Source organism: Veillonella sp. AF13-2, from assembly GCF_003603295.1.
Taxonomy (GTDB): Bacteria; Bacillota; Negativicutes; order Veillonellales; family Veillonellaceae; genus Veillonella; species Veillonella parvula_E.
Genome location: NZ_QTMT01000001.1, coordinates 270,456 through 292,755, shown reverse-complemented (window position 1 = coordinate 292,755; position 22,300 = coordinate 270,456). Strand labels below are relative to the sequence as shown.

The 22,300-nt window shown below is 36.8% G+C and carries 22 protein-coding genes; 2 read left to right on the top strand and 20 right to left on the bottom strand.

The genetic code is table 11. The annotated features are described in order from the left end of the window. The 18 genes from DWV85_RS01350 to DWV85_RS09315 all read right to left on the bottom strand — a co-directional run bounded on the left by DWV85_RS01350 (position 1) and on the right by DWV85_RS09315 (position 17,363). Positions 1-1,485: a UDP-N-acetylmuramoyl-L-alanyl-D-glutamate--2,6-diaminopimelate ligase gene (locus DWV85_RS01350; RefSeq protein WP_123137877.1), complete on the bottom strand. Its 1,485-nt coding sequence runs from the start codon at positions 1,483-1,485 to the stop codon at positions 1-3. Between the two features lie 55 nt (positions 1,486-1,540). Then, on the bottom strand, positions 1,541-1,945 hold the full coding sequence (ftsL, locus tag DWV85_RS01345; protein ID WP_004697156.1) for a cell division protein FtsL: 405 nt from the start codon (positions 1,943-1,945) through the stop codon (positions 1,541-1,543). A 21-nt stretch (positions 1,946-1,966) separates the two neighbouring features. Continuing rightward, on the bottom strand, positions 1,967-2,899 hold the full coding sequence (gene rsmH / locus DWV85_RS01340) for a 16S rRNA (cytosine(1402)-N(4))-methyltransferase RsmH (protein ID WP_123137876.1): 933 nt from the start codon (positions 2,897-2,899) through the stop codon (positions 1,967-1,969). Between the two features lie 9 nt (positions 2,900-2,908). Beyond that, on the bottom strand, positions 2,909-3,340 hold the full coding sequence (gene mraZ / locus DWV85_RS01335; protein ID WP_004696227.1) for a division/cell wall cluster transcriptional repressor MraZ: 432 nt from the start codon (positions 3,338-3,340) through the stop codon (positions 2,909-2,911). A 403-nt stretch (positions 3,341-3,743) separates the two neighbouring features. Continuing rightward, positions 3,744-4,064: a thioredoxin gene (gene trxA / locus DWV85_RS01330; RefSeq protein ID WP_004696229.1), complete on the bottom strand. Its 321-nt coding sequence runs from the start codon at positions 4,062-4,064 to the stop codon at positions 3,744-3,746. Positions 4,065-4,073: 9 nt separating this feature from the next. Beyond that, on the bottom strand, positions 4,074-4,448 hold the full coding sequence (locus tag DWV85_RS01325) for a CoA-binding protein (protein WP_123137875.1): 375 nt from the start codon (positions 4,446-4,448) through the stop codon (positions 4,074-4,076). Between the two features lie 132 nt (positions 4,449-4,580). Then, a complete protein-coding gene (gene gluQRS / locus DWV85_RS01320; RefSeq protein WP_120055319.1) occupies positions 4,581-5,555 on the bottom strand; it encodes a tRNA glutamyl-Q(34) synthetase GluQRS in 975 nt (324 codons plus the stop codon). Between the two features lie 80 nt (positions 5,556-5,635). Then, the gene (locus DWV85_RS01315) at positions 5,636-8,545 is read right to left on the bottom strand and encodes an insulinase family protein (RefSeq protein ID WP_123137874.1); all 2,910 of its coding nucleotides are present in this window, start codon (positions 8,543-8,545) and stop codon (positions 5,636-5,638) included. Between the two features lie 140 nt (positions 8,546-8,685). Next, a complete protein-coding gene (locus tag DWV85_RS01310; RefSeq protein ID WP_004696238.1) occupies positions 8,686-9,003 on the bottom strand; it encodes a hypothetical protein in 318 nt (105 codons plus the stop codon). 7 nt (positions 9,004-9,010) lie between these two features. Continuing rightward, the gene (locus DWV85_RS01305; protein WP_123137873.1) at positions 9,011-10,240 is read right to left on the bottom strand and encodes an aspartate kinase; all 1,230 of its coding nucleotides are present in this window, start codon (positions 10,238-10,240) and stop codon (positions 9,011-9,013) included. A 319-nt stretch (positions 10,241-10,559) separates the two neighbouring features. Further along, the gene (locus tag DWV85_RS01300) at positions 10,560-10,949 is read right to left on the bottom strand and encodes a class II SORL domain-containing protein (protein WP_123137872.1); all 390 of its coding nucleotides are present in this window, start codon (positions 10,947-10,949) and stop codon (positions 10,560-10,562) included. A gap of 139 nt (positions 10,950-11,088) precedes the next feature. Continuing rightward, positions 11,089-11,631, bottom strand: a complete 543-nt coding sequence (cobO, locus tag DWV85_RS01295) for a cob(I)yrinic acid a,c-diamide adenosyltransferase (RefSeq protein WP_123137871.1) — start codon at positions 11,629-11,631, stop codon at positions 11,089-11,091. An 88-nt stretch (positions 11,632-11,719) separates the two neighbouring features. Next, positions 11,720-13,096, bottom strand: a complete 1,377-nt coding sequence (locus DWV85_RS01290) for a cobyrinate a,c-diamide synthase (RefSeq protein WP_123137870.1) — start codon at positions 13,094-13,096, stop codon at positions 11,720-11,722. Between the two features lie 29 nt (positions 13,097-13,125). Further along, positions 13,126-13,833: a precorrin-2 C(20)-methyltransferase gene (cobI, locus tag DWV85_RS01285; protein WP_123137869.1), complete on the bottom strand. Its 708-nt coding sequence runs from the start codon at positions 13,831-13,833 to the stop codon at positions 13,126-13,128. Between the two features lie 86 nt (positions 13,834-13,919). Continuing rightward, positions 13,920-14,774, bottom strand: a complete 855-nt coding sequence (locus DWV85_RS01280; RefSeq protein WP_123137868.1) for a sirohydrochlorin cobaltochelatase — start codon at positions 14,772-14,774, stop codon at positions 13,920-13,922. A gap of 206 nt (positions 14,775-14,980) precedes the next feature. After that, entirely contained in the window at positions 14,981-15,862 is an 882-nt protein-coding gene (locus DWV85_RS01275) for a sirohydrochlorin cobaltochelatase (RefSeq protein ID WP_008714159.1), read from the bottom strand. A 97-nt stretch (positions 15,863-15,959) separates the two neighbouring features. Next, entirely contained in the window at positions 15,960-16,979 is a 1,020-nt protein-coding gene (locus tag DWV85_RS01270; RefSeq protein WP_123137867.1) for a DUF805 domain-containing protein, read from the bottom strand. A 9-nt stretch (positions 16,980-16,988) separates the two neighbouring features. Next, the gene (locus DWV85_RS09315) at positions 16,989-17,363 is read right to left on the bottom strand and encodes a hypothetical protein (RefSeq protein ID WP_024062488.1); all 375 of its coding nucleotides are present in this window, start codon (positions 17,361-17,363) and stop codon (positions 16,989-16,991) included. Between the two features lie 1,075 nt (positions 17,364-18,438). Here DWV85_RS09315 and DWV85_RS01255 point away from each other — a divergent pair. Both DWV85_RS01255 and DWV85_RS01250 read left to right on the top strand, forming a co-directional pair. Further along, a complete protein-coding gene (locus tag DWV85_RS01255; RefSeq protein WP_004696254.1) occupies positions 18,439-19,428 on the top strand; it encodes a sirohydrochlorin cobaltochelatase in 990 nt (329 codons plus the stop codon). A gap of 51 nt (positions 19,429-19,479) precedes the next feature. Beyond that, entirely contained in the window at positions 19,480-20,421 is a 942-nt protein-coding gene (locus DWV85_RS01250; RefSeq protein ID WP_004696256.1) for an ABC transporter substrate-binding protein, read from the top strand. Between the two features lie 68 nt (positions 20,422-20,489). On the opposite strand, the gene DWV85_RS01245 is transcribed toward DWV85_RS01250, so the two are convergent. Together DWV85_RS01245 and DWV85_RS01240 are read right to left on the bottom strand one after the other, a co-directional pair. Then, entirely contained in the window at positions 20,490-21,272 is a 783-nt protein-coding gene (locus tag DWV85_RS01245) for an ABC transporter ATP-binding protein (protein WP_004696257.1), read from the bottom strand. Next, entirely contained in the window at positions 21,272-22,267 is a 996-nt protein-coding gene (locus DWV85_RS01240) for an iron ABC transporter permease (protein WP_123137865.1), read from the bottom strand. Before DWV85_RS01240 ends, DWV85_RS01245 begins: the two co-directional genes overlap by 1 nt. Between the last annotated feature and the right edge of the window lie 33 nt (positions 22,268-22,300).

Here is a 22,300-nt window from a genome sequence, read left to right as displayed (position 1 = left end):
TTAGATCTCCTTGAGGGCTGCTCGCGCCTCTTCACGATCATCAAAATGGATCGTTTTATCCTTTAAGATTTGGTAATCCTCATGCCCCTTACCTGCAATGAGTACAATATCCCCAGGTTTTGCATGTTGTATTGCATGTTGAATCGCTTCCCTACGATCAACGATAACTTCATAGTGAGTTCCTTCTCGAAGGCCGTCTTTAACGCCGACTTCCACATCTTTAACAATTTGTACAGGATCCTCTGTACGTGGATTATCAGATGTAACATACACAACATCACCGTATTGTGCCGCAATGCGTCCCATAATAGGACGTTTGGTTGCATCTCGGTCACCGCCACAGCCAAAGACTACAATAATACGATTTTCTTGAATAGCCTTTGCTGTTTGTAAAATATTTTCTAACCCATCTGGTGTATGTGCATAGTCTACAACAACAGCAAATGGTTGACCTTCTTCAATCAATTCAAAACGACCAGGTACAGCACTAAATGTTTTCAACGCTTTATCGATGTCTTCCATGGAAATACCTTCTAATAGGCAGGCACCAATAGCTGCTAATGTATTATACACATTAAACAAGCCAGTCGTATTCATTGCAACTGTATAGTCATGACCATCATAAGATACCGTGTAACGGCTAGACTTTGGCGTCATATCAACGTCATGAGCATTCAATGTGCCGCTACCATCGATACTATAGGTAATGATAGGGGCTGTAGTTTTTTCAACAACCCGATGCCCATAGGCATCATCGATATTGATAACAGCACCTTTACCAGATTTTATTTGGTTTGGCTTGCTAACTTGTTCAAATAGTTTACATTTAGCTGCCAAGTAATTCTCAAATGTTTTGTGAAAGTCTAAATGATCTTGTGTAAGATTTGTGAATACAGCCGTATCATACTCAACACCAGATACGCGTCCTAAAGCCAACGCATGAGAAGATACTTCCATTACACAATGTGTAACACCCTCTTCTACCATTTGATGCAAAATATGCTGTAAATCTACTACGTCAGGGGTCGTGTTATGAATCGGATAAGATGTATCGCCAATCATGATATGAACCGTACCAATCACACCGACCTTATGACCTTGAGCTTTCAAAATATGACGAATCATATGAGTTGTAGTCGTTTTACCATTAGTACCAGTAACACCAATCATGCGCATGGAATTGGCTGGATAATCAAAAAAGTATGGCACACAGGACATCATAGCCGCACGTGTATCTTCAACAGTGATAACACAAACATCACTACTTACCTCAACAGGTTTAGATACTAATACAGCTACTGCCCCAGACTCAACAGCTTTATTAACATAGTCATGTCCATCGACAGTGGCACCATCTAAAGCAATAAATAAACTACCTGCTTTTACAGCACGAGAATCAGCGGTTACATCTAAAATTTCAACAGCTGTATTACCTTCTACATGCGGTGCATGTAAGGTTTTTACTATATCTTGTAATTGTTTCATATACAATCTCCTTTACACGCAAAGGAAAGCAGCCCAATACGAGCTGCTTCGCCTGCTAGTCTATAATTTGCTGTTTCTCTTGTACATTACGTTCAGTAACAGCGCTTTTTGTGCTATAAACAAAAGAATCAGGCAAAACCATTCCTAGTTGTTCTTCTGCGATTTGTTGGATACGTACAGGAGACTTCAAGGAAGCCACTTCAACGTCCAATGCATCGTTATCTTTTGTTAATTGTACTACAGCTTGCTGTGTTTTAACTACCTCATAGCCCAACTTTGTACTGTATGCATTCATAACCATCATAATAAGTAAGCATGCAACTAATGCAGCAATACCATATACAACTTGCCACATCATAGGGCTTAAATCTAAAGCTACGTTTGCACTACGTCTTCTCCCTTGTGCAATGACCAACATATCACCTTTTACTTGGCCCACAACAGCCTTTCTCGCTAACATAACACTTAACCCCTTCCAAATCTACAACTTTACTGCTACGCGCAATTTAGCGCTTCTAGCTCTCGGATTAACTTCAATCTCCCCTATACTTGGCTCTATAGCCTTATTCTTTGCCTTTACAACTGCCTTGTGATTACAAACACACACAGGCAATTGTGGAGGACATATACATGCAGTACTTAACTCTTTAAAAGTTTGCTTTGTAATTCGATCTTCCAAGGAGTGGAATGTAATAACTCCAATCTTTCCCTTTGGTTTTAACATCGATACAGCATCTACAAAACTATCATGCAAAATTGCTAATTCTCTATTTACTTCAATACGTATGGCCTGAAACGTCCGTTTTGCCGGATGAGGTCCATCTTGTCGCGCCTTTGCAGGTATTGCATTCTTAATAATTCTAACTAACTCGCCAGTAGTAGTAATTCTTTTTTCTTGACGTGCTTCAACAATAAACTCGACAATTCGTTTAGCCCATCGTTCTTCCCCATAATCGCGGATAATTTGCAGTAATTGTTCACTGTCATATTCATTGACAATTTCCTCTGCCGTGAGAGGTGCATCTTTATCCATTCGCATATCAAGAGGTCCATCATTCATATATGAAAAACCTCGTTCAGGAGTATCTAGTTGATAGCTGGATACACCAAGATCAAATATAAAACCATCAACTTCATAAACACCCGCATTTTGGAGAGCTTCTTTTAAGTTAGAAAAGTTTGTAGGTATCGTTAACACCTGACATTTCAAATCAGATAAACGCTGTCGAGCTACACTCAAAGCATCTTCATCTTGATCTAAACCTATAATCATGCCTTCTGGATCTAGCATCTCGCCCACTGCATGAGCATGTCCTGCCCCACCAAGGGTACAGTCCACATAAATGCCTTTTGGATTAGTTACGACGGAGTCCACCGTTTCACGTAAGAGTACGCTAGTATGATTAAATTCCATCATAGCCTCCTATAACATAATCCCTTCAAGCCCTTCGACTAATTCTTCCATACTCTCAGCCACTTGCTCATCATAGAAATCGTATTTTTCACGGCTCCAAATTTCAACGTGGTCTCCAGCACCTACAATAACAGCCTGTTTATCAAGGCTTGCATATTCACGTAATGGTACAGGAATGAGGACACGACCTTGTTTATCATATTCAAGTTCAGCGGCACTACCAAAAACAAAACGTTTTAAAGCACGCACGCTAGCTTTAGTGGAGGATTGTGATTGTAAAGCTGTAGAAATTTTTTTCCATGCCTCTTCGGTGTAAATAGCCAAGCAGTTATCTAGGCCTTTTGTAACGATGCACAAATCGCCTAGTTGTTCACGTATTTTAGCAGGTATAATCATCCGCCCTTTTGTATCAATGGTGTGATTATATTCGCCCATGAACATATGTATCACCGCCCTTTACTATTTCTTATCCACCACTATATGGTAAATTCTACCACAATTCCCCACCTTTCACAACAAAAAATCTATTTTTATCCCACTTTTTTATATTTTTCTTGTTTAATCTCTATTTTTCTCCTCTTTTCTACAATACATATGTTCGATTAAATATTCAAAAATAAATAATTTAAACCACTCTCCACCACAATTGCGTAATACCAATCCTTAAATGGACATAAACCCCACTTTTAGATGTATTATGTTTAGGAACTCAATGTATTATGTTTAGTAACGCATAAACGTTAAATATATTTAGGTCTATATTAAAAAAGCAAAAAAACCTCATCAATGTACAACACATACATTGATGAGGTTTTCCTCTATTTATATGATTTTAATTATAGTATTAGAATTTAGATTCGATAGCCGCTTGAAGATCGCCTTTAGGCAAGAAACCAATTTTACGGTCTACTACTTCACCATCTTTTAGAATAACGAATGTAGGCAATACTTCAACTTGTAAGTTACGTGCTAATTCTGGTTCTTCATCAGCGTTTACTTTTACAAAGTTAGCTTTACCTTCAAGCTCACCTGCAATTTCTTCAATGATTGGCATCATACGTACGCAATAACCGCACCATGGAGCCCAGAAGTCAACAACAGTAACACCACCTTGGTTTACTAAATCTTGATATTCAGCAGTTTTTAAATCTTTTAATTCGCTCATTGTACCCTCCTACGGTAATTGAACTAATACACATTCTTGAATGACATGCAGATCTAAAGCATGTGCTTTTTCAACAACAGATGGTTTATCCGCCCCCGGTTGCAACCACACAACAGAAATGCCAAGTTCTTTGCATTCATCAAGTGCAGCTAACCCCGCTGCTTCTGGTACAACAAAATCTACCACAGCAGGCACAACGGGAAGTGCAGAAAGACTAGAGTAACAAGTGTCTCCATCTATTTCTGCAATATTAGGATTGACTGGATATACTTCATATCCGTGATCTTTAAGACATTTATAAATCTTATAACCGAACTTCTCGGTTTTATGGGTAGCTCCAATAACGGCCCATACTTTTTGATCTAAAGCTTGTTGAATTGTCATTTCGACCACCTCTTATATACTATTATAAATAAATATCGAATATTGTCAATATATTATATCGAATTATATAGTTAAAGAATTATTCTCTTTTAGCAAACATCCTATAACATAAATCAATACTATTTTATTACTCTATTCTTTAATTTGTATCTCAATCGTTTTCTGACTAAGACTAGGTACATTTAAATCAATCTCAATTAATTCAGATAAACTGATTTCTCTACGACTTAATGTATGAGCTTCAACTAAGCCCCCTACAATAGCCAGCTCACCTAAAATCCTATTAGGAGACCATTGATTTTCACGTAATTCACGAATAGTAATACTCTTTTGTCGCTTAGATAATCTATGCCCTTCAGAATCAATTAATAATGGAGCATGCCCATAAGAAGGTAGTTGTATATTTTTAGATTTGAAACTGGTTTGTAATGTTCTATATAAATATATTTGCTGCCCTGTAGTCTCTAGTAAATCGTCTCCACGAATGACCTCCGTTATCCCCATAGCAATATCATCCAGTACAACAGCTAAATTATAGGCATACATACCGTCACCACGACGCAATACATAATCATCTAATTCACCTTCCAAATGAATATGTTGAAAGCCTTGCCAACAATCTACGAAATCTATATCACAGGAATTAACGGCTAAACGCAAAGATGGCTCCTTAGACATCATAAACTCTTTTATCAATTTATCCTCTAGATGACGGCAACGGCCATCATATCGATGTACTACCTCTCCTACATGGGGCGCCGAAGCAATAGAATGCAGTCTCGTGCGATTACAAAAGCAAGGATAAATTAGTTTTTCTGATGCAAGATGTTCTAATATATCTCCATAAAATGCTTGTCGTTCACTTTGCCAATATGTTGATTCTGAGCCACCAACGCGAGGTCCTTCATCCCATTCAAATCCTAGCCACTCTAAATCATCTAATAGAGCTTCCCCTAACTCACGTTTAGAGCGTTGGATGTCTATATCCTCCATTCGCACAACATACTGCCCTTTTTGTTGCTTCGTAGAAATATAAGATAAGAGGGCTATCCATACATTTCCGAGATGGATATATCCTGTGGGGCTTGGAGCAAATCGACCTTTCATGATGCCCTCCTACAGTACAAAACAAGTGGCATATCCCGTAAACTTACACAGAATATGCCACTATACATGATATAAAACGATTATCCTAGAGAAATAATGTTATCGAATACCTTACCAGCGTCTTTAATTTTTTGTTCGTTCCCCATTGTACAAATATGATTGTCCTTCAACACTGGTTCAACCACATCTGCTAAAGCAACGATATCCTCTGGCTTACAAGCGATAACTTGTTTACGAAACTCTACCTTATCCTCTAGTTTAGCACCGCTAAAATACATCCCCATCGCACGTGGACCACGCAACGCAGGAGTCATAGGCAAGTCCAAGGAGCTCATAGTACCGATAATATATTTACGCATCTCACGATCAGTCAACGTAAACTCACGAAGGTATTGAGGTAATTCTTTATATACATTTAATGTTTCTACCAAGTTTGGATCGCGATAGCTACAGAAAATCATATTACCATCGTCATAGAAGTTTGCGAAGGCACCGTAAGCACCGCCTTGTACACGAATACGAATCCAAAGATACTCATAACGTAAAATCGTTTCCAATACACTCATTGGGCCTACGTGTTTATACCCATGGTCTATAAAGTTACCACCTTGAGCTACGTATTGAACTTTACCAGCTGTAACGATACCATCATTACCAGACAAACGCGTAATTTTTAATGTATCATTACTTAAGTCAGTAGTATCCCAGGTTTCAATCAATGGTTTCATAAGATGTTCAAAGGCTTCTAATTCGCCTTCTTCACCAACGAACATGATATCCACATTATTAGCACGAAAAATCTTACGAGCCACATCAGCTAATTTTTCAGGCAATAATGGTAATGCCGCAGGATTAGAAGCCAATTCGCTAATCTTTTGATAGTAACCAAAGTTACCATTATCTCTAAATTTACCAACTGCAGATACTTGTGCCATAACACGTTGACTTACAATGGAGTTGCCACGACGAAACGCTTCATTATCCCAAATAGCTTTGCTTTCTTGAACAAGTTCGGTCAAGCGTCTATGGTCACTATAATCTGCTTTTTGTACTACTTCGTTAATCAAACGGCATAAGTCAGGTAATTTAGAATGCAAGGATTTAGCTCGAACAATCATGAGAGGCGTAAATTCATCACGCTTACCATCTTTGCTAATAGCCGTAATATCTGAGCTTAAACCACCAAGATTCATATTGATATCTTTCGCCAATGCTTCATAGCCACGTTCAGATGTGTTGATACGACCGATAATATCACTTAGAATATCGGCATAGAACAACTCATCTTCTGTAAGACAACTTAAATTAAAGTAAAGACCCACATAGTTGATGCCTTTTGTGAAAGTAGGCACAAAATGTACTGTAGTATTGCCAATTTTACTTTCACGACGTTCTACTTCTTCAATATTAGGATTTAAATCTGATAATTCAAGCAATGGAATCGACGCTAATGCTTCGTCGCTATCTGGAGCTTCTTGACGAAGTTTAAGTCGTTTTGTTTGCTCTACAATCGCTTCGATTTCTTCTGGGGTCATCTTAGCTTTTACAGAAGCTAAATATTCTTTAACCTCTGCATCCTTGCGCTCTTGAAGACCACGTTCAGGATAAATAGAAACAAGCACTTTATGATTGTTATTTAAGATAGATTGACGAATTAAATCTTCAAAGTACGTACCAGATAAGCCCTTGCGAATATTCACTAATGCTTCTTCGTAGTGTAATAGTTCAAGTGGGTCATTGTCATATAGCCAATTATCCATCATACGGATAACATAAGCAAGACCAATTGGGCGACCACCAAAATCGCTTTCACGAAGAGCAAACTCAATGCTATTCAAGGAAGCTTCTAATAATTCTTTATCTAAACCGTTATCACAAAGTTCTTGCAATGTAGATTCCACAATACGCTGCAAGTCAGCTTGTTTATCGAGATTAGAACCAGTTGCTTGCACGGTCCACAAAGGTTGACGAATGCTATCAAGATAATAACCACTCACATCAGAGCCGATACCGGCTTTCACCAAAGCCTGTTTAAGAGGAGCCGCAGGAGATGTCAACAATGCATGTGTTAATACCTCAAAAGCCAAGCTATGCTCAGGAGTTACATCATGTAACACATAGGCAAAGGAATGTAAAGTTCGGTTGTCTGTTGGCTCTTCAGAACCTACACTATATGGATAACTTACCACTTTACCTTCCGTAAATGGCGTTTGTATACCAACCTCTGTATTAACCTCAATAGCATCAAAATGACTTAAGTACTCATCATTCAAAAATGCCAATTGCTCTTCAATATTCATATCACCATAAAGGAAGATATAACTATTGGACGGATGATAATGAACTCGATAGAACTCTTGGAACTCTTCATAAGTTAAGTCTGTAATATGGTCAGGATCTCCACCAGAATCAACACCATAAGTGGTATCTGGGAAAAGTTCACGCATCATTTGGCGTTCTAGAACGGAATCCGGAGAGGAATAAACCCCCTTCATCTCATTAAATACAACACCTTTATAGGTAAGTTCATCGTCCGCACTATCTAATTCATAATGCCAACCTTCTTGCATTACGATTTCTGCATCTTCACGAACGCGTGGATACAATACAGCATCAAGATATACGTCCATCAAGTTGTGGAAATCTTTATCATTCTTGCTGGCTACAGGATACATTGTTTTATCAGGGTAAGTCATAGCGTTTAAGAACGTGTTCAAAGATCCCTTAACAAGCTCAACAAATGGCTCTTTTAAAGGAAACTTACGAGAACCACATAAAACGGAATGTTCCATAATATGTGCAACACCAGTACTATTATGTGGTGTTGTTCTAAAAGCGATATTGAATACTTTATTAGAATCTGGTGAATCAATATAAATTAAACGAGCACCAGACTTTTCATGTTTCATTTCATAAGCGGTACCATTGATCTCATCAATGCGCTCAATGCGGTCAAGGCGAAAGCCAGAATAAACCTTATTTATTTCCATGCTGTCCCTTCTTTCTATACTAATATAATGATTTCTCTCTGAATAATTTATTATATCATATCGATGACTCTATATATAGATGTTAAGAATAATTATCGAATTATAAAACCCCATAGGCAAGTATTCCCATGGGGTTCATATTATTTATTATGTTGCATCTGCCACTTTTGATTGCGACGCAAGGTTAATAAGCCTTCTAACACGGCTTCGAATTGTATAAAACTCAATGTATATGGTTGATACATATCTGGTACAACCTTGTAAGTAATAGTAACCTCAGACTTATCGTAATCATAGAAGATACCATGTAAATTACTCATTGTTGTGTAACCAGTTTGAGCTTGTTCCAATGTTGGAATAGGCTGATTTTTTAGATTTCCTAGTAGATCGCTAATGAAACCTTCCTTACGACCTTGGTCATTGAGCATTTCATCCATAAAACTACGTAGACTATCCATGCAATGATTAACCTCGTTGATCTAACAATAAGCCATTATGAATTACACGAACAGCATCTTTTACGCGATCTTCAGCAACAAGACAAGAAATACTAATTTCAGAAGTAGAAATGATTTCAATATTGATACCTTCTTGGCTCAAAATATCAAACATTTGCGCAGCTACACCAGGCTGTCCTAACATACCTGCACCAATAATGGAAACTTTAGCCATTTTTTCATCAATATTAACAGCTTCAATATCTACTGCTTTTTGTAATTCTTCTAATACTTCTCGAGCTAATACCACATCATCCATAGCTACTGTAAAGATAAGATCAGTTTTTGGTTCTCCTACGGAACGGATAGATTGAACAATCATATCTACGTCAACGTTTCTAGCAGCTAATGCTTTGAATACAGTCGCTGCAACGCCTGGTTTATTTTCAACGCCTACAAGGGCTACTTTTGCTGTATTTGTATCATCAGCTACGCCAGTAATTACGTGTTTATTTGCTTCCACAGTATAATCCTCCCGAATAATAGTACCTGGTTTATCACTAAATGTAGAACGTACATGAATAGGTACACCATAACGGAAACCCATTTCTACGGCACGTGGTTGCATTACACCTGCACCAAGGCGTGCCATTTCAAGCATTTCGCCATACGTTACTTCTTCTAATTTGAAAGCTTCCTTCGCCACGCGAGGATCTGTAGAATATACGCCGTCTACATCCGTAAAAATCTCACATACATCAGCTTTCATAGCACCTGCCAATGCAACAGCTGTTGTATCAGAGCCACCACGGCCTAATGTCACCATATCACCATATTCAGTTATACCTTGGAAACCAGCAACTACTACAATTTTACCTTCATCCAAAGCTTCAAACACACGATTAGGATCAACGCCCAAAATACGGCCTTTATTAAATGTATCACTACTTGTAATACCTGCTTGATCACCTGTTAAGGATATAGATTCCTGACCACGTTCGTTAAAAGCCATTGCCATCAATGCAATCGTCACTTGTTCACCTGTAGATAACAAGCGGTCCATTTCACGACCATACGGTTTGCATGTAACTTGTTTAGCTAAGGCCACCAAGTCATCAGTTGTATCACCCATAGCGGATACAACAAGAACGATTTTATCGTCAGCTTGCTTCTCACGAAGAACGCGATCAACAATATTAAATATTTTTTCTGGTGTAGCTACGGAACTACCACCAAATTTTTTAACGATTAAGGCCACAATAATCCCTCATTTAACTATGTTTACTAAATATCAATATGCATATACTTTACCACAAACAAATAGCACTGTAAAGGGATGTACAGCAATTAATCCACTGGAGTGATACAAAACTCCTTTTTATGCGGACATCAAAAATTAAATAATATGTCTATAATATTATGAATATGCATTTTACAATCCTAACATGTATTAGCCATAATGCCATTAAATATCTACTATTGAAAGTTTAACTTTGCCTCATTATTAAGCTATGTGAACACATAGATATACAAAAAGACCAGCCCTAGGGCTGGTCTTTATTAGTTGTTTTAGTTAATTAAGCAACTACGATATCTTTTTCGGATTCCCACAAGCCATGGATATTGCAGTAGGAAACAGCAATCAATTTACCGGATTTTTTCAAAGCTACTGCTAAAGTACCTTCAGAAACTGCTGCTACAGGGCCTTCGTTTGCAGTTACACCGTCACCATGAACGTTGAACTCGATAGCGCCAACTTCGAATGGTAATTGAGTGCCTTCAGCTACGAAGTACAATTTAATCCAATCAATGTGATGTTCTACAGTGTTTGGATGTGCAATGTCTTTACCTACGGATAAAGTAACGTGGAATGTTTCACCTGCTTTTACAGTGTCAACTGTTTCGATAACAGGAACGTGTTTTTCAGTAGCGAAATCGCCAGATTTAATGTAATCATGTACAGCCATAGTTAACCTCCTGGTTAGTCTTATATACATACTTAATGTCAAGAATATTGAGCACCTCTGTGCTTATGACTATATTATACATTTTCGATATAGTTTTAGCAAGTTCTTTTTCGATTTTTTTCGATTTTTTTAAATTAAATCAAAATTCTATTCCTTTAGCAGCTTTTATGCCCTTTTCATAAGCATGCTTTACTACCTTCATTTCTGTTACAGTATCCGCCATATCAATGATTTCAGGTTTAGCATAACGCCCTGTCAAAACAACATGAAGTCTTTTTGGCTTATTGTTAAGCATTTCCACTACAGAATGCACATCGATAAGCTCATAATTAATGGCATTATTTATTTCATCCATAACAATTAGATCCCATTTATCGGAGTTTACTTCCTCTACTAATGTACGCCAAGCGGCTTGTGCTGCTTCTTTGTGGCGAGCAAGCTCAGCTTCCCCTACTTCATCCCGTTTATAGTAAATAAAGCCTTTTCCCATAGAGCGAATTTCAACTTGATCACCTAGTTTAGCGAGACCTGACAATTCACCATAGCCATTGCCGCTCTTAATAAATTGTAATATAAGAACCTTGAAACCTTGTCCGACAGCACGTAAAACAACGCCTAATGCAGCTGTTGTTTTACCTTTACCATTCCCTGTATTAACTAGAATTAACCCACGTTCTTCCATAATAGCTCCTTTAATACGAACTGTCCCGCAGAATGTAATTGTGATAACACTTAGTCATATAAACCTATTAAATACATTTATACATCTATTACTTTTGGGCTTTATAAACAGCACATGTATCAACAAAATGTTGTGCCCCTTCATCAGAGCCAGCAAAGTTCAAATGTAAGTAAGAAGCTAATACATTTTTTGTTGCATAGCCGCCGTCATACGATTGAGGTTTACGGCCTCCTTCTAAATGAAAAGCCCATGGGAAGTCATCTATAGTTGGCTCCATTGTAGAGAAATGGAACTCATGACCACGTATAGCTGTATTCATAGCACCTAGCAAAGTATCTCTCTTTGCAGTTGCTGTAACATAGCCCACCTTTTGAAGCTTTTGTTGCATCACACAATTGGCAGGTACAATACCTACAGTTTTATATACAGAACCTTCAAAGTCATGAATGCTTTCACAAAGATACATAAGGCCACCACATTCGGCATAAATAGGCATACCTTGTGCATTAGCTTGGCGGATAGATTCCTTTATAGACTCATTGCTAGATAACTGGAATAAAAACATTTCTGGGAAGCCACCACCGAATACAAGTCCGTCTACATCAGGAATTACCAAATCATTAAGCGGACTAAAATAAACAAGCTCAGCCCCTTTTTCCTCTAACGCAGCAAGACTAGCAGGATAATAAAAAGAGAATGCCTCATCATAAGCTACACCGATTTTCACACGTTTTTCAATGGTTTTAACATCTATAGCATCTGGTAGTTCGATAGTTGGTGCATTAGTAGCAATTTCCAATAGTGCATCGAGGTTTACCATCTTCTCGACAGCTTCTCGAATCGTATTAATCGCCTCTGTTGGATCGATTTCAGTAACTGGTGTAAGTCCTAAATGACGCTCTGGTGAATGCATACGATCATCACGGTAAATAGCACCAATAACGGGTACGCCAATTTTATCCATTCCTTCACGAACCATACGCTCATGATTAGCAGAGCCTAAGCGGTTTAAGATGACACCACCAAAATTTACCTCTGGGTCATAATCACGGAAACCCTTAGCAATAGCAGCCGCACTTTCACCCATAGCCTTACAATCAATAACAAGCACCACCGGTGCATTTAACTGTTTAGCAATTTGAGCCGTAGAACTAACGCCTTCTCGACCACCATCATAAAGGCCCATAACACCTTCAATGATAGCAAGGTCCACATCATGTGCCATGGTAGCAAAGAAAGGAGTCAACTTGTGAGGTGGCACGAGCCACGTATCTAAATTATAGCTGTCACGGCCGGATGCAATTTTATGAAAGCCCGGATCAATATAATCCGGGCCCACTTTAAAAGATTGCACCGTACGTCCACCATTTGCATAAGCGGCCAATAAGCCCGCTACGATAGTTGTTTTACCAACACCAGAATTAGTGCCAGCAATGACAACACGTGGAATCTGTACTGTGTTCATAGATATTACCTCGTAATACGATGTGTTTGTTAACGATCCTTGCGTTTTGCAAGAATTGTAGATAAGTAGTTGAGTTTAGTATCTTCTGGCATATTATCTAAGCCTATAAATACTTGCTCATCAGGCAAGCCTACACGGCTAATCATAACCGCATCATCTGCCATATTATGTTTAATCAAGGTTTCTTGTACTTCATCAAAGTTTTTATATACCTTCATGATAACTGCATCATCTGCAACAGCTAATACAGCATCGATTTTTTCTTTAGGCGCTGTAGCTGGAACGATGGCCAATACCTCTTCCTTCTCTACAATTGGATAGCCAAGGTGAGATCCGATAGCACAGAATGCAGTAACGCCAGGAATTGTTTCAATTTCATGACCTGTATTTTCAATCAAACGATATACATACATATATGTACTGTAGAACATAGGGTCACCCAATGTTAAGAATACAACACTTTTACCTTCATCTAAGTAAGACAAGATAATGCGTTTAGCCTCTTGCCAGCCTTCCTCTTGCGTAGAATCATCCAACACCATTGGGAATACAACGGGAACGATTTCTGTATGTTCTTGTATATATGGGGATGCAATATCAAGGGCTACGGAACCATCTTTCTTTTCTGTTTTAGGTGTGATAATAATATCTGCTTCACCTACGATGCGAGCAGCTTTCACAGTCATCAATTCAGAATCGCCAGGGCCTACGCCAATACCATATAATTTACCTTTCATGGGTATCTCCTATTCTTATAGCTACACTCTATTTATAATTGCAATATCTTTTATTATAACTAATTTATGCAATATATACAAAGGCACTATTTAATATTTGGTATTGTAGGACGATGAGCACTACGTTTTCCATACAAATCATCGATACAATCTTGTAAATGCTGACGGAAGATATCTTGAATTACTTCGTACTCACCTAAACCAGCATTAATTGGTTTAACCTTATAACCTGCTTCAGCGAGTTCATTCACTATACTATCCTCTTCATCGCCAAAGAGATCATTTTGCGCATGATCACCAAGAACTAATAATAATGGATGTAAATAAATCGTATTTGGACGCTTACCATCGAGCCACTCCCAAGGCGTTGCTACGTCGGCCACATAAGGAGCATTCTCTAGCACAGCGATACGTACATTCGTAAGACCAGCACGAATTAATTTGAACTGTAAATTACCATACGAGGAGTTTCCAGAGCCAAGACCTCCATGACCAACCATTAACAAACCGTCATCCTTAGAAATATTGAGAGATTTAATGAAACGGTCAATCAAGATTTGATAATCATCTGGATGCTCTTCTTGTCCCATGTAGTATACGAGAGGCCTACCTACACGCAACACTTCGAGTTGTCCTTCACCCTCATGAGCAAGAATATTATTTTTCAATTTATCGAACTCCTCACCACCGGTGAAATGGAGTGGCTGCACATATACATGTGTATAACCTTCTTGAATCAGTTTTTCTAACGCCCCTTGTTCAGTAGGAATCTCAATACCACGATCACGTAATCGCTTAACGATGATACGAGACGAAAAAGCTAATTCCACTGTATAATCTGGATACGATTTACGAATATGTTCTACTACGGAATCGATATTATGTTCACGAGCACTGTCCACAGTGGATCCAAAAGCAACAACTAAGATAGCTTGTTTCATGAAAGTCTCCTTATATTAACTAATAATGTATCTTAATCATACCATAGACCATCCTTTAGGGGCATACCGTGGTACGTATAAAATAGAAATTATTCTTATCTTTCATGGTGAAAGTAAAAATCCTCCTCATTGGATATCCAACAAGCAGGATTTTTATTAATGTGAAGGAGTAGAGTAATGTATGTTTAATTATGTAATAGCAAATATCAAGAAATTAAACCTTGCGCTTCTAAACGAGAATTTGTCATGACAGGTTTTACGGATTCTCTAGGCATGGGCCGCTTCCGATCAGACATACGGATAGCTTGACCTAAATGTTTCAAGAACAAATCTTGTACATATGGGTTTTCCCCAAGCCCTTCATTCCAGATATCTACATTGTAGCCTTCCTCAGCGAGTAAAGCATAAATGGAATCGGAGCGTTCACCGCCAAGATAGTCCATTAAATGTGTAGAACCTATGAGTGCCAATGGTACAACTAATAAATCTTTATGCCCCATACGATCCAAGAAAGTAAGAGCTTGTTTGAAGGTAGGGAAACCATTTGTAGTAAATACTACTACGTTTGGCGCTGCTCCATACATAGCCTTTAATTGCAAAGTACTGAACTCTAATTGATTTTGACCATTCGCCATGAGTACAACAGATTTATTAAGTGCTTTTGTATTAACATGACGAACAATGCTTTCTAATGTTGCTTCATAATCATCGGCATAATTTTTTACACCTAAAGAGGTAAGCAATGGTTTACCAATATTAACCTGACTAAAACCATATTCATTGCTATGTAAAAATTTTAATGCTTGTTTGCGCATTTGTTGGTAGCACTGATCTGCCACCAATGTAATAGGTTGAATGTACACCTCATCGATACCCATACGAGCGAAATCTTGCATAGCCTCTGTGAAAGAAGAAATCTTATCCTCGTACTTCTCATTCCACTTCTCTACTAATGCATCAGATAAAAATACACGGCGTACCTCCATATCACTATACATGGAACGTACTTTTTTCTCTATACTGCCAATGGATTTCTCCACAGCATCTTGGTAAATTGATCCAAAGGATGCAATAATTATGCCTTTCATATGTGACCTCCATATTACTCATACATGAAACAATTTTCACAATTGAAAACTGTTATCAACTACTATGTATCAATAATACATGATTGAACTACGAAAGTCAATGAGAAATATTATCACTAATTGCACTGGCATCAATGTACCGCCATGAACCTTTAAATAATATTAGATATAGTACATATACATTTACATAAGGTATGAACACCCCAAATAACCAAAAAGCACTACTATAAGAATCATGTAACCGCAGAATTAGTACTTTTAATAAATATATAAAACACCAAATCAAAAAAATAGCTACAATAGATGATAAAAATATATTCTTTAATAATATTGTAGGTAAAATAGTCCCTATTGAATAAATTAATATTACAAGTAATAGAACCATGAATTGATATACTATATAATAATATATCAATTCACCTCTTGATATACGGCCCTTCCAGTTAAATAACTCAAGCGATAAGCTTTTTTTTAAAATCGGTAAGATTTTATATAAGGAAAATTCATCTAAAAATTGTTCAAACCCGCCATAGTCAATTCTTATAAAGCTAGACCCCACCTTTTCAATACAATTTGATAAGCCATAGTCATTATTATATTCATTACTAGGAAACAAAGATAATATTAATAACCCTACTACCAATATGTTTAAATTAACTGACATATTTGTAATCAAGGAATCCTCTGTATATGTTATCTCTAATATAGGTGGTAAATAATTTAAATAATTAGTGTACAACGTATATATACCGGCTACTATTACAAATCCTGAAATCCATTTTTGATTAACATCTAGAACTCGTCTAATTGCTAGTAAAGAAAAAATTACTAACGATATTACTAAATTAGTATATCCAATTAAAGACACTACACTCTCTTCATACTCTGGTAAGGAATTAAATGTTAGTCCTGGCATAGCAATATAAGAAAAATATACTAATATTATAGAAAGTAAGTAAGGAGTACGAGTAATACGCCATGATAACATTAAAGATTTAACGTTAGTTCTTAACAAAAATAACTCGTCCTTATTTGCTTTTGCGCTTATAATATCTTTCAAGATCATATTTTGTAATATCCTTCCACCCTTGATCAAATAAAATTTTATATTTTCCATTCTCCTCTTCTACAATATAATCTCTCCCATTACCTTTATTAGTCCAACTACTGCTATACTACATAAAACAAGAAAAAAGATAATGATGAACCTAATTCGACTTACAATGATATCATACATTCTCTTGTCACCAGCTGTGATCGTACCACTGCGATTACTTCGCCATAAATCATATACACAAGCGATACAAAGAATAATTATTAAAATATACTTCAAATCTATCATATAACTAGGCAACGCAATATAACCACTAAATAATGTAAGTCCGAAGAAACAATTCCCTAAGATACCAATTACAATTTTAACTATTTGCTGTCTAGCTATAATAACGTGATAATTCACCATTAATAAGCCAAAGAGGCCAATTACAGTATTCTCAAACATATCTACCCTACTAATTTAAAACTATAGTACTATAATCTATTTAATATATACATTACACTATTACTTCAAGATACACAAAATGGTGTTGAACTCAAAGGAGGACAACACCATTTTTTAATTAAGAATCATATTAAAATCTAAAAGAATACTATCCAAACTAACACTAATCCATATAAAAACATGATTGCATGAATTGTTAGAATTGAATTAATTATACTTTTCTTTTTTCTTTCATCATCACTATTTTTATATTTATATCTATGTAACCATAATATACAAAAATACATGATAACCGCTAATACCATACCTGAATAAAAATATGTATCTGATACAAAATAGTTAGCTTCATATAATTGATTTATTAAGTATCCAGCAATTAATATCACAAGCAATATAGACTCTATTAAGACTTGTGATTTATTCTTTACTTTATGCATAAGAAAAATATCATATATTAACCATATGCTGATTCCCCAAATTAATAGATTATAAATCATATATTATGTCTCACCCATAAAATTTAAAATTCTTATTAATATATGTAATATTTTTAAGCATAATAAATCTGATAAAAGGGCCTTCCATAGCCACTACAACTTCTGTAATTTTATTTTACTAAAATATTTTTTATATTTCTTATAATAGCATATTTTGATGGGACACCTATATGACTAAAGTAATAAAAATGGCGACCTGTACTTGTGCAGCGACATCAGGAACGAGGAGCAAACAAGTATAGGTCGTCATTTTTAAGGTAGTTGTAGTAATATTATTGGGCCCCATCAAAATATATTTAAAATAAAATTACTTATATATTCACATATTCATATCCTTATAACCAACAAGAATATAATTATAAAATGTACTATCATACTTTATTCATCACATTAATTTATTAATAATCTCTCAAACTCCTTATACTTCTAGGGGTATAGGGTTTATTGACACCTGTTTTCCGCTTTGTTACGATTGAAATAAGGTTATATATATGCGATGAATCCATAGTTTTCATATAATAGAACTATGTAAATGATTGCATATTAGTGTAGTTATAGTTATAGATAGGAGTATAGAAATGAAAAAACAATTAGCTTTAGCATCCGCTATTCTAGGTCTTGCAGTATCCTTTGGTGCACCAGTTGTATCTAATGCTGCATATCAATTAAATGAGGAAGTAAAAGATCCTACACCAGCATTGAAAGAAGCCGCTGCAATTGGTGTTCGTACACATAATACAGAAGCTTTACAAAACTTGCCAAACAAAGATGCTATGGTTGTTATGAGCTTTGGTACAACTTATAAAGATACTCGTGTGAAAACAATCGATGCTACTGTAGATGCTATTAAGGCAGCTCACCCAAATACTAAAGTGATAACTGCTTTCACAAGCCATATTATTCGTGATCGTATCCAACAAAAAGAAGGTATAACATACCCTACACCTGAAGAAGCTTTAGCTGAACTTAAAAAAGATGGTTACACTCGCGTTGCATTGGCATCTCTAGATGTAATTCCTGGTATGGAATATAACTACGATGCAGCAGTATATAATTTATACAAAAATGATTTCAAAAAAATGACACTCGGTACTTCTCTTATGTACTGGATGGGTCAAGAAAACCAAACTGACCAAGTTATTGAAACATTAAAAGCTGTTCAATCCCAATTCCCTAAATTAGGTAAAGAAGATGGTCTTCTTATCATGGCTCATGGTACTCCAGATCCTTCCAATGCATACTATTCTGTAATTCAAGACCGTATCCATACTCTTGGCATGAAAAATGTATTCATCTACACAGTAGAAGGTACACCAAATCTTGAACAAGTTATCCCTCAATTGAAATTACATGGTATTAAACATGTTACATTGATGCCTTTCATGATGGTTGCTGGTGACCATGCAAACAACGACATGGCTGGTAACGAACCAGATTCCCACAAATCCATTCTTGAAAAAGAAGGCTTCAAAGTTGACACTTACATCCATGGTTTAGGTGAAAACCAAAACATCCGTAACTTATTCGTTGAACGTGCTAACGAAGCTTGGGATGCATTAGAAAAATAATCAATATAACTAAGATCGTTATTGCATATATAACATTCATAGGAGTACATCATGAAAAAACTACTACTCGGTAGTATCGCTTTGGTTATGATTGTACTAGCACTAGCTGGGTGTGGTAAAACCACATCCAGCTCTTCTGCTACTACGAAGGAATTGACCTTTAATGGCCAAACCTATACTGTACCAAAGGATCCACAAAAAATTGCTGTATTATCTAATTCTGTTTTATCTATGCTTTATGCTGTCGATGGTAAGGCTATTAGCCGTGCCAATACAACGGATAAACTAGCACCAGAGTTAGAAGCTCTACCAGCTCTTGGTCAAACTGCAAATATCAACATGGAACAATTATTAGGCTTGAAGCCAGATGTAGTATTGGGTTTAGTAAATCAACATAAAAAATATGAATCTCAATTACAAGCTAATAATATTCCAACCGTACTTTTTGATTACGATGGTATTAAAGATAATGTACCAATGTTAACATTTCTTGGCGAATTAACTAATCATCAAGATAAGGCTAAGTCTGTTATTACTACCTATGAAAACAATATTACCAAGGTAAAAGATGCAGTTAAGAATCAACAACCTGCACGTGTTGCCGTGTTACGTGCCACAGGAAAGGGTGTAACTGCCGAAACTGATGAAGCAGTTACTGCATCAATGGTAAAAGAACTAGGTATGACAAATGTTGTCTCCTCTCACCTAGATGGTACAACGAAGGACAAAACGGTCCCTTACTCTCTTGAAACATTGACTGCAGATAACCCTGATATTATCTTTGTTGTTACAATGGGTAAAGAAGAAGAAATTACAAAAGCTATGAAACAAGCTATGACAGATAATCCTGCATGGGCCAATTTAAAAGCCGTACAAAATAACCGCGTAATATACTTACCATCCAAACTATTCCTATTAAACCCAGGTCTACAAACACCTGAAGCTATGGCACGATTAGTTAAAGAAGCATACGGTATTAATGTTACATTCTAATATATTACTTCATACGAAAGAGGGCATCCCCCAAATAGGGAATGCCCTCTTTTTCAATTAGTATCAAACTACTCAACTAGTCCTTTTACGCGCACATATTTTTTATTATCAAAAGTATCAAGTTGTACATCTACAGAGAATACATCTCTAAACAACTCATCCGATATAATTTTACTTGTCTCTCCTGACGTTATTAAATGACCTTCTTTTATAACAGCCATATAATGTGAATATTGAACCGCCTGTGTAAGTTCGTGAAGTACCATGAGAACGGTTAAATCTTGTTCCTTATTTAATCGTTTCAATAACTCCATAATTTCTAACTGGTGATTAATATCTAAATATGTTGTTGGTTCGTCTAATACTAATAATTTTGGTTGCTGTGCTAGCGCCATAGCAATCCAAACGCGTTGCCGTTCACCACCAGATAGGGATGGAATTAATTGTTCTCTCAAATGATTCGTTTTCGTAATATCTAACGCATAGTCAACAATCTCACGATCTTCTTTAGCCGTGTTTTTCCACCATGTTTGGTATGGATACCGTCCGCAATATACCAATTCTTCTACAGTCATATCCTTTGGCATATTCGGTACTTGTGGCAAAAATGCCATTTGTCGTGCCAGATGATTTTGAGAATATGATTGTAACGGTTTATCAAAGATGGTAATACATTCATGAGGGCTATGGATATATCCAATCATAGATCGTAAAAGCGTACTTTTACCACAACCATTAGGCCCTATTAATGTCGTAATTTTACCGATAGGAACTGATACATTAATGTCATGTAGAATATGACGATTACCAAGAGTTACGGATAACTGTTTTACATCAATAGCGGTATTCATTAGTTATCCCTCCTCAATAGATACAAGAAGAACGGCGCTCCAAAGAATGCCATAATAATACCCACTGGTACCTCTATAGGGCTCCACATAACACGTCCTATTGTATCACTGACAACAAGAACTAAGGCGCCTAATAATGCGGATCCAGGCAGTAAATATGCATAGTCGTTACCGATTATGAGACGTAACATATGGGGAATAACCAAACCTACGAATCCGATAAGCCCAGCAATACTTACAGCACCAGCCGCTAAAAGAGCAGCCACTGCGGTCATAACAAACCGTGTTTGTTCTACCTTAAGGCCTAATCCCTTTGCAGTTTCATCGCCTAAGCTTAAAATGGTAAGTCGTTTAGCTCCTAAACAGGCAAAAATAAGGCCAACTATAGCATAGGGAAACAGCACTTCTACCTGAGGCCAACTGCGTGCAGCGAGTCCTCCTACCATCCAAAGCAATGCCCCTTGTACACGATCACCAAAGAATACAAGTAGTGCTGAAATACCTGAGCCTAAAAAGGCTGCGACCGCAACACCAGCTAAGATAATACGACTAGGTCGCACTCCATTTTTCCATGCTAATGCATACACCATGAGTGCTGCAGCCATAGCACCTAAAAAGGCCACTAAAGGAACTATATGATCATACCCAGGAAATAAAATAAATATGATAACACCAGCTAGACCTGCACCAGAGGATACCCCTACAATCTGTGGGTCCGCTAGGGGATTTTTCATAACAGCTTGCAAAATTGCACCAGATACAGCGAGACATGCCCCCACTAACGCAGCTACAATATTGCGAGGCAATCGAATATTCCAAATAATTTGTGAAGATGTATCAGTTAACTCACTCGACCATAATGTATGCCAAATCTCAGTTAATGATACGGGTGTTGATCCCCAAATAAGAGATATAATCATGCTCATAATAACGGCGATGATTAAGATACAAATCACTGATACACGAAATAACTTTCGTTCATTACTAGATGCCATATGAACCCCCTCTCAAAATTAATTATATTATAA

Bases quoted from the DNA above. Each gene is read 5' to 3' on its own strand.
- ftsL (WP_004697156.1), bottom strand. From the start codon at position 1,945: ATGTTAGCGAGAAAGGCTGTTGTGGGCCAAGTAAAAGGTGATATGTTG.
- DWV85_RS01255 (WP_004696254.1), top strand. From the start codon at position 18,439: ATGAAAAAACAATTAGCTTTAGCATCCGCTATTCTAGGTCTTGCAGTA.
- trxA (WP_004696229.1), bottom strand. From the start codon at position 4,064: ATGAGCGAATTAAAAGATTTAAAAACTGCTGAATATCAAGATTTAGTA.
- DWV85_RS01270 (WP_123137867.1), bottom strand. From the start codon at position 16,979: ATGGAAAATATAAAATTTTATTTGATCAAGGGTGGAAGGATATTACAA.
- gluQRS (WP_120055319.1), bottom strand. From the start codon at position 5,555: ATGAAAGGTCGATTTGCTCCAAGCCCCACAGGATATATCCATCTCGGA.
- DWV85_RS09315 (WP_024062488.1), bottom strand. From the start codon at position 17,363: ATGTTTGAGAATACTGTAATTGGCCTCTTTGGCTTATTAATGGTGAAT.
- DWV85_RS01280 (WP_123137868.1), bottom strand. From the start codon at position 14,774: ATGAAACAAGCTATCTTAGTTGTTGCTTTTGGATCCACTGTGGACAGT.
- DWV85_RS01300 (WP_123137872.1), bottom strand. From the start codon at position 10,949: ATGGCTGTACATGATTACATTAAATCTGGCGATTTCGCTACTGAAAAA.
- DWV85_RS01250 (WP_004696256.1), top strand. From the start codon at position 19,480: ATGAAAAAACTACTACTCGGTAGTATCGCTTTGGTTATGATTGTACTA.
- DWV85_RS01315 (WP_123137874.1), bottom strand. From the start codon at position 8,545: ATGGAAATAAATAAGGTTTATTCTGGCTTTCGCCTTGACCGCATTGAG.
- DWV85_RS01325 (WP_123137875.1), bottom strand. From the start codon at position 4,448: ATGACAATTCAACAAGCTTTAGATCAAAAAGTATGGGCCGTTATTGGA.
- cobO (WP_123137871.1), bottom strand. From the start codon at position 11,631: ATGGAAGAACGTGGGTTAATTCTAGTTAATACAGGGAATGGTAAAGGT.
- DWV85_RS01245 (WP_004696257.1), bottom strand. From the start codon at position 21,272: ATGAATACCGCTATTGATGTAAAACAGTTATCCGTAACTCTTGGTAAT.
- rsmH (WP_123137876.1), bottom strand. From the start codon at position 2,899: ATGGAATTTAATCATACTAGCGTACTCTTACGTGAAACGGTGGACTCC.
- mraZ (WP_004696227.1), bottom strand. From the start codon at position 3,340: ATGTTCATGGGCGAATATAATCACACCATTGATACAAAAGGGCGGATG.
- DWV85_RS01240 (WP_123137865.1), bottom strand. From the start codon at position 22,267: ATGGCATCTAGTAATGAACGAAAGTTATTTCGTGTATCAGTGATTTGT.
- DWV85_RS01290 (WP_123137870.1), bottom strand. From the start codon at position 13,096: ATGAACACAGTACAGATTCCACGTGTTGTCATTGCTGGCACTAATTCT.
- cobI (WP_123137869.1), bottom strand. From the start codon at position 13,833: ATGAAAGGTAAATTATATGGTATTGGCGTAGGCCCTGGCGATTCTGAA.
- DWV85_RS01310 (WP_004696238.1), bottom strand. From the start codon at position 9,003: ATGGATAGTCTACGTAGTTTTATGGATGAAATGCTCAATGACCAAGGT.
- DWV85_RS01350 (WP_123137877.1), bottom strand. From the start codon at position 1,485: ATGAAACAATTACAAGATATAGTAAAAACCTTACATGCACCGCATGTA.
- DWV85_RS01275 (WP_008714159.1), bottom strand. From the start codon at position 15,862: ATGAAAGGCATAATTATTGCATCCTTTGGATCAATTTACCAAGATGCT.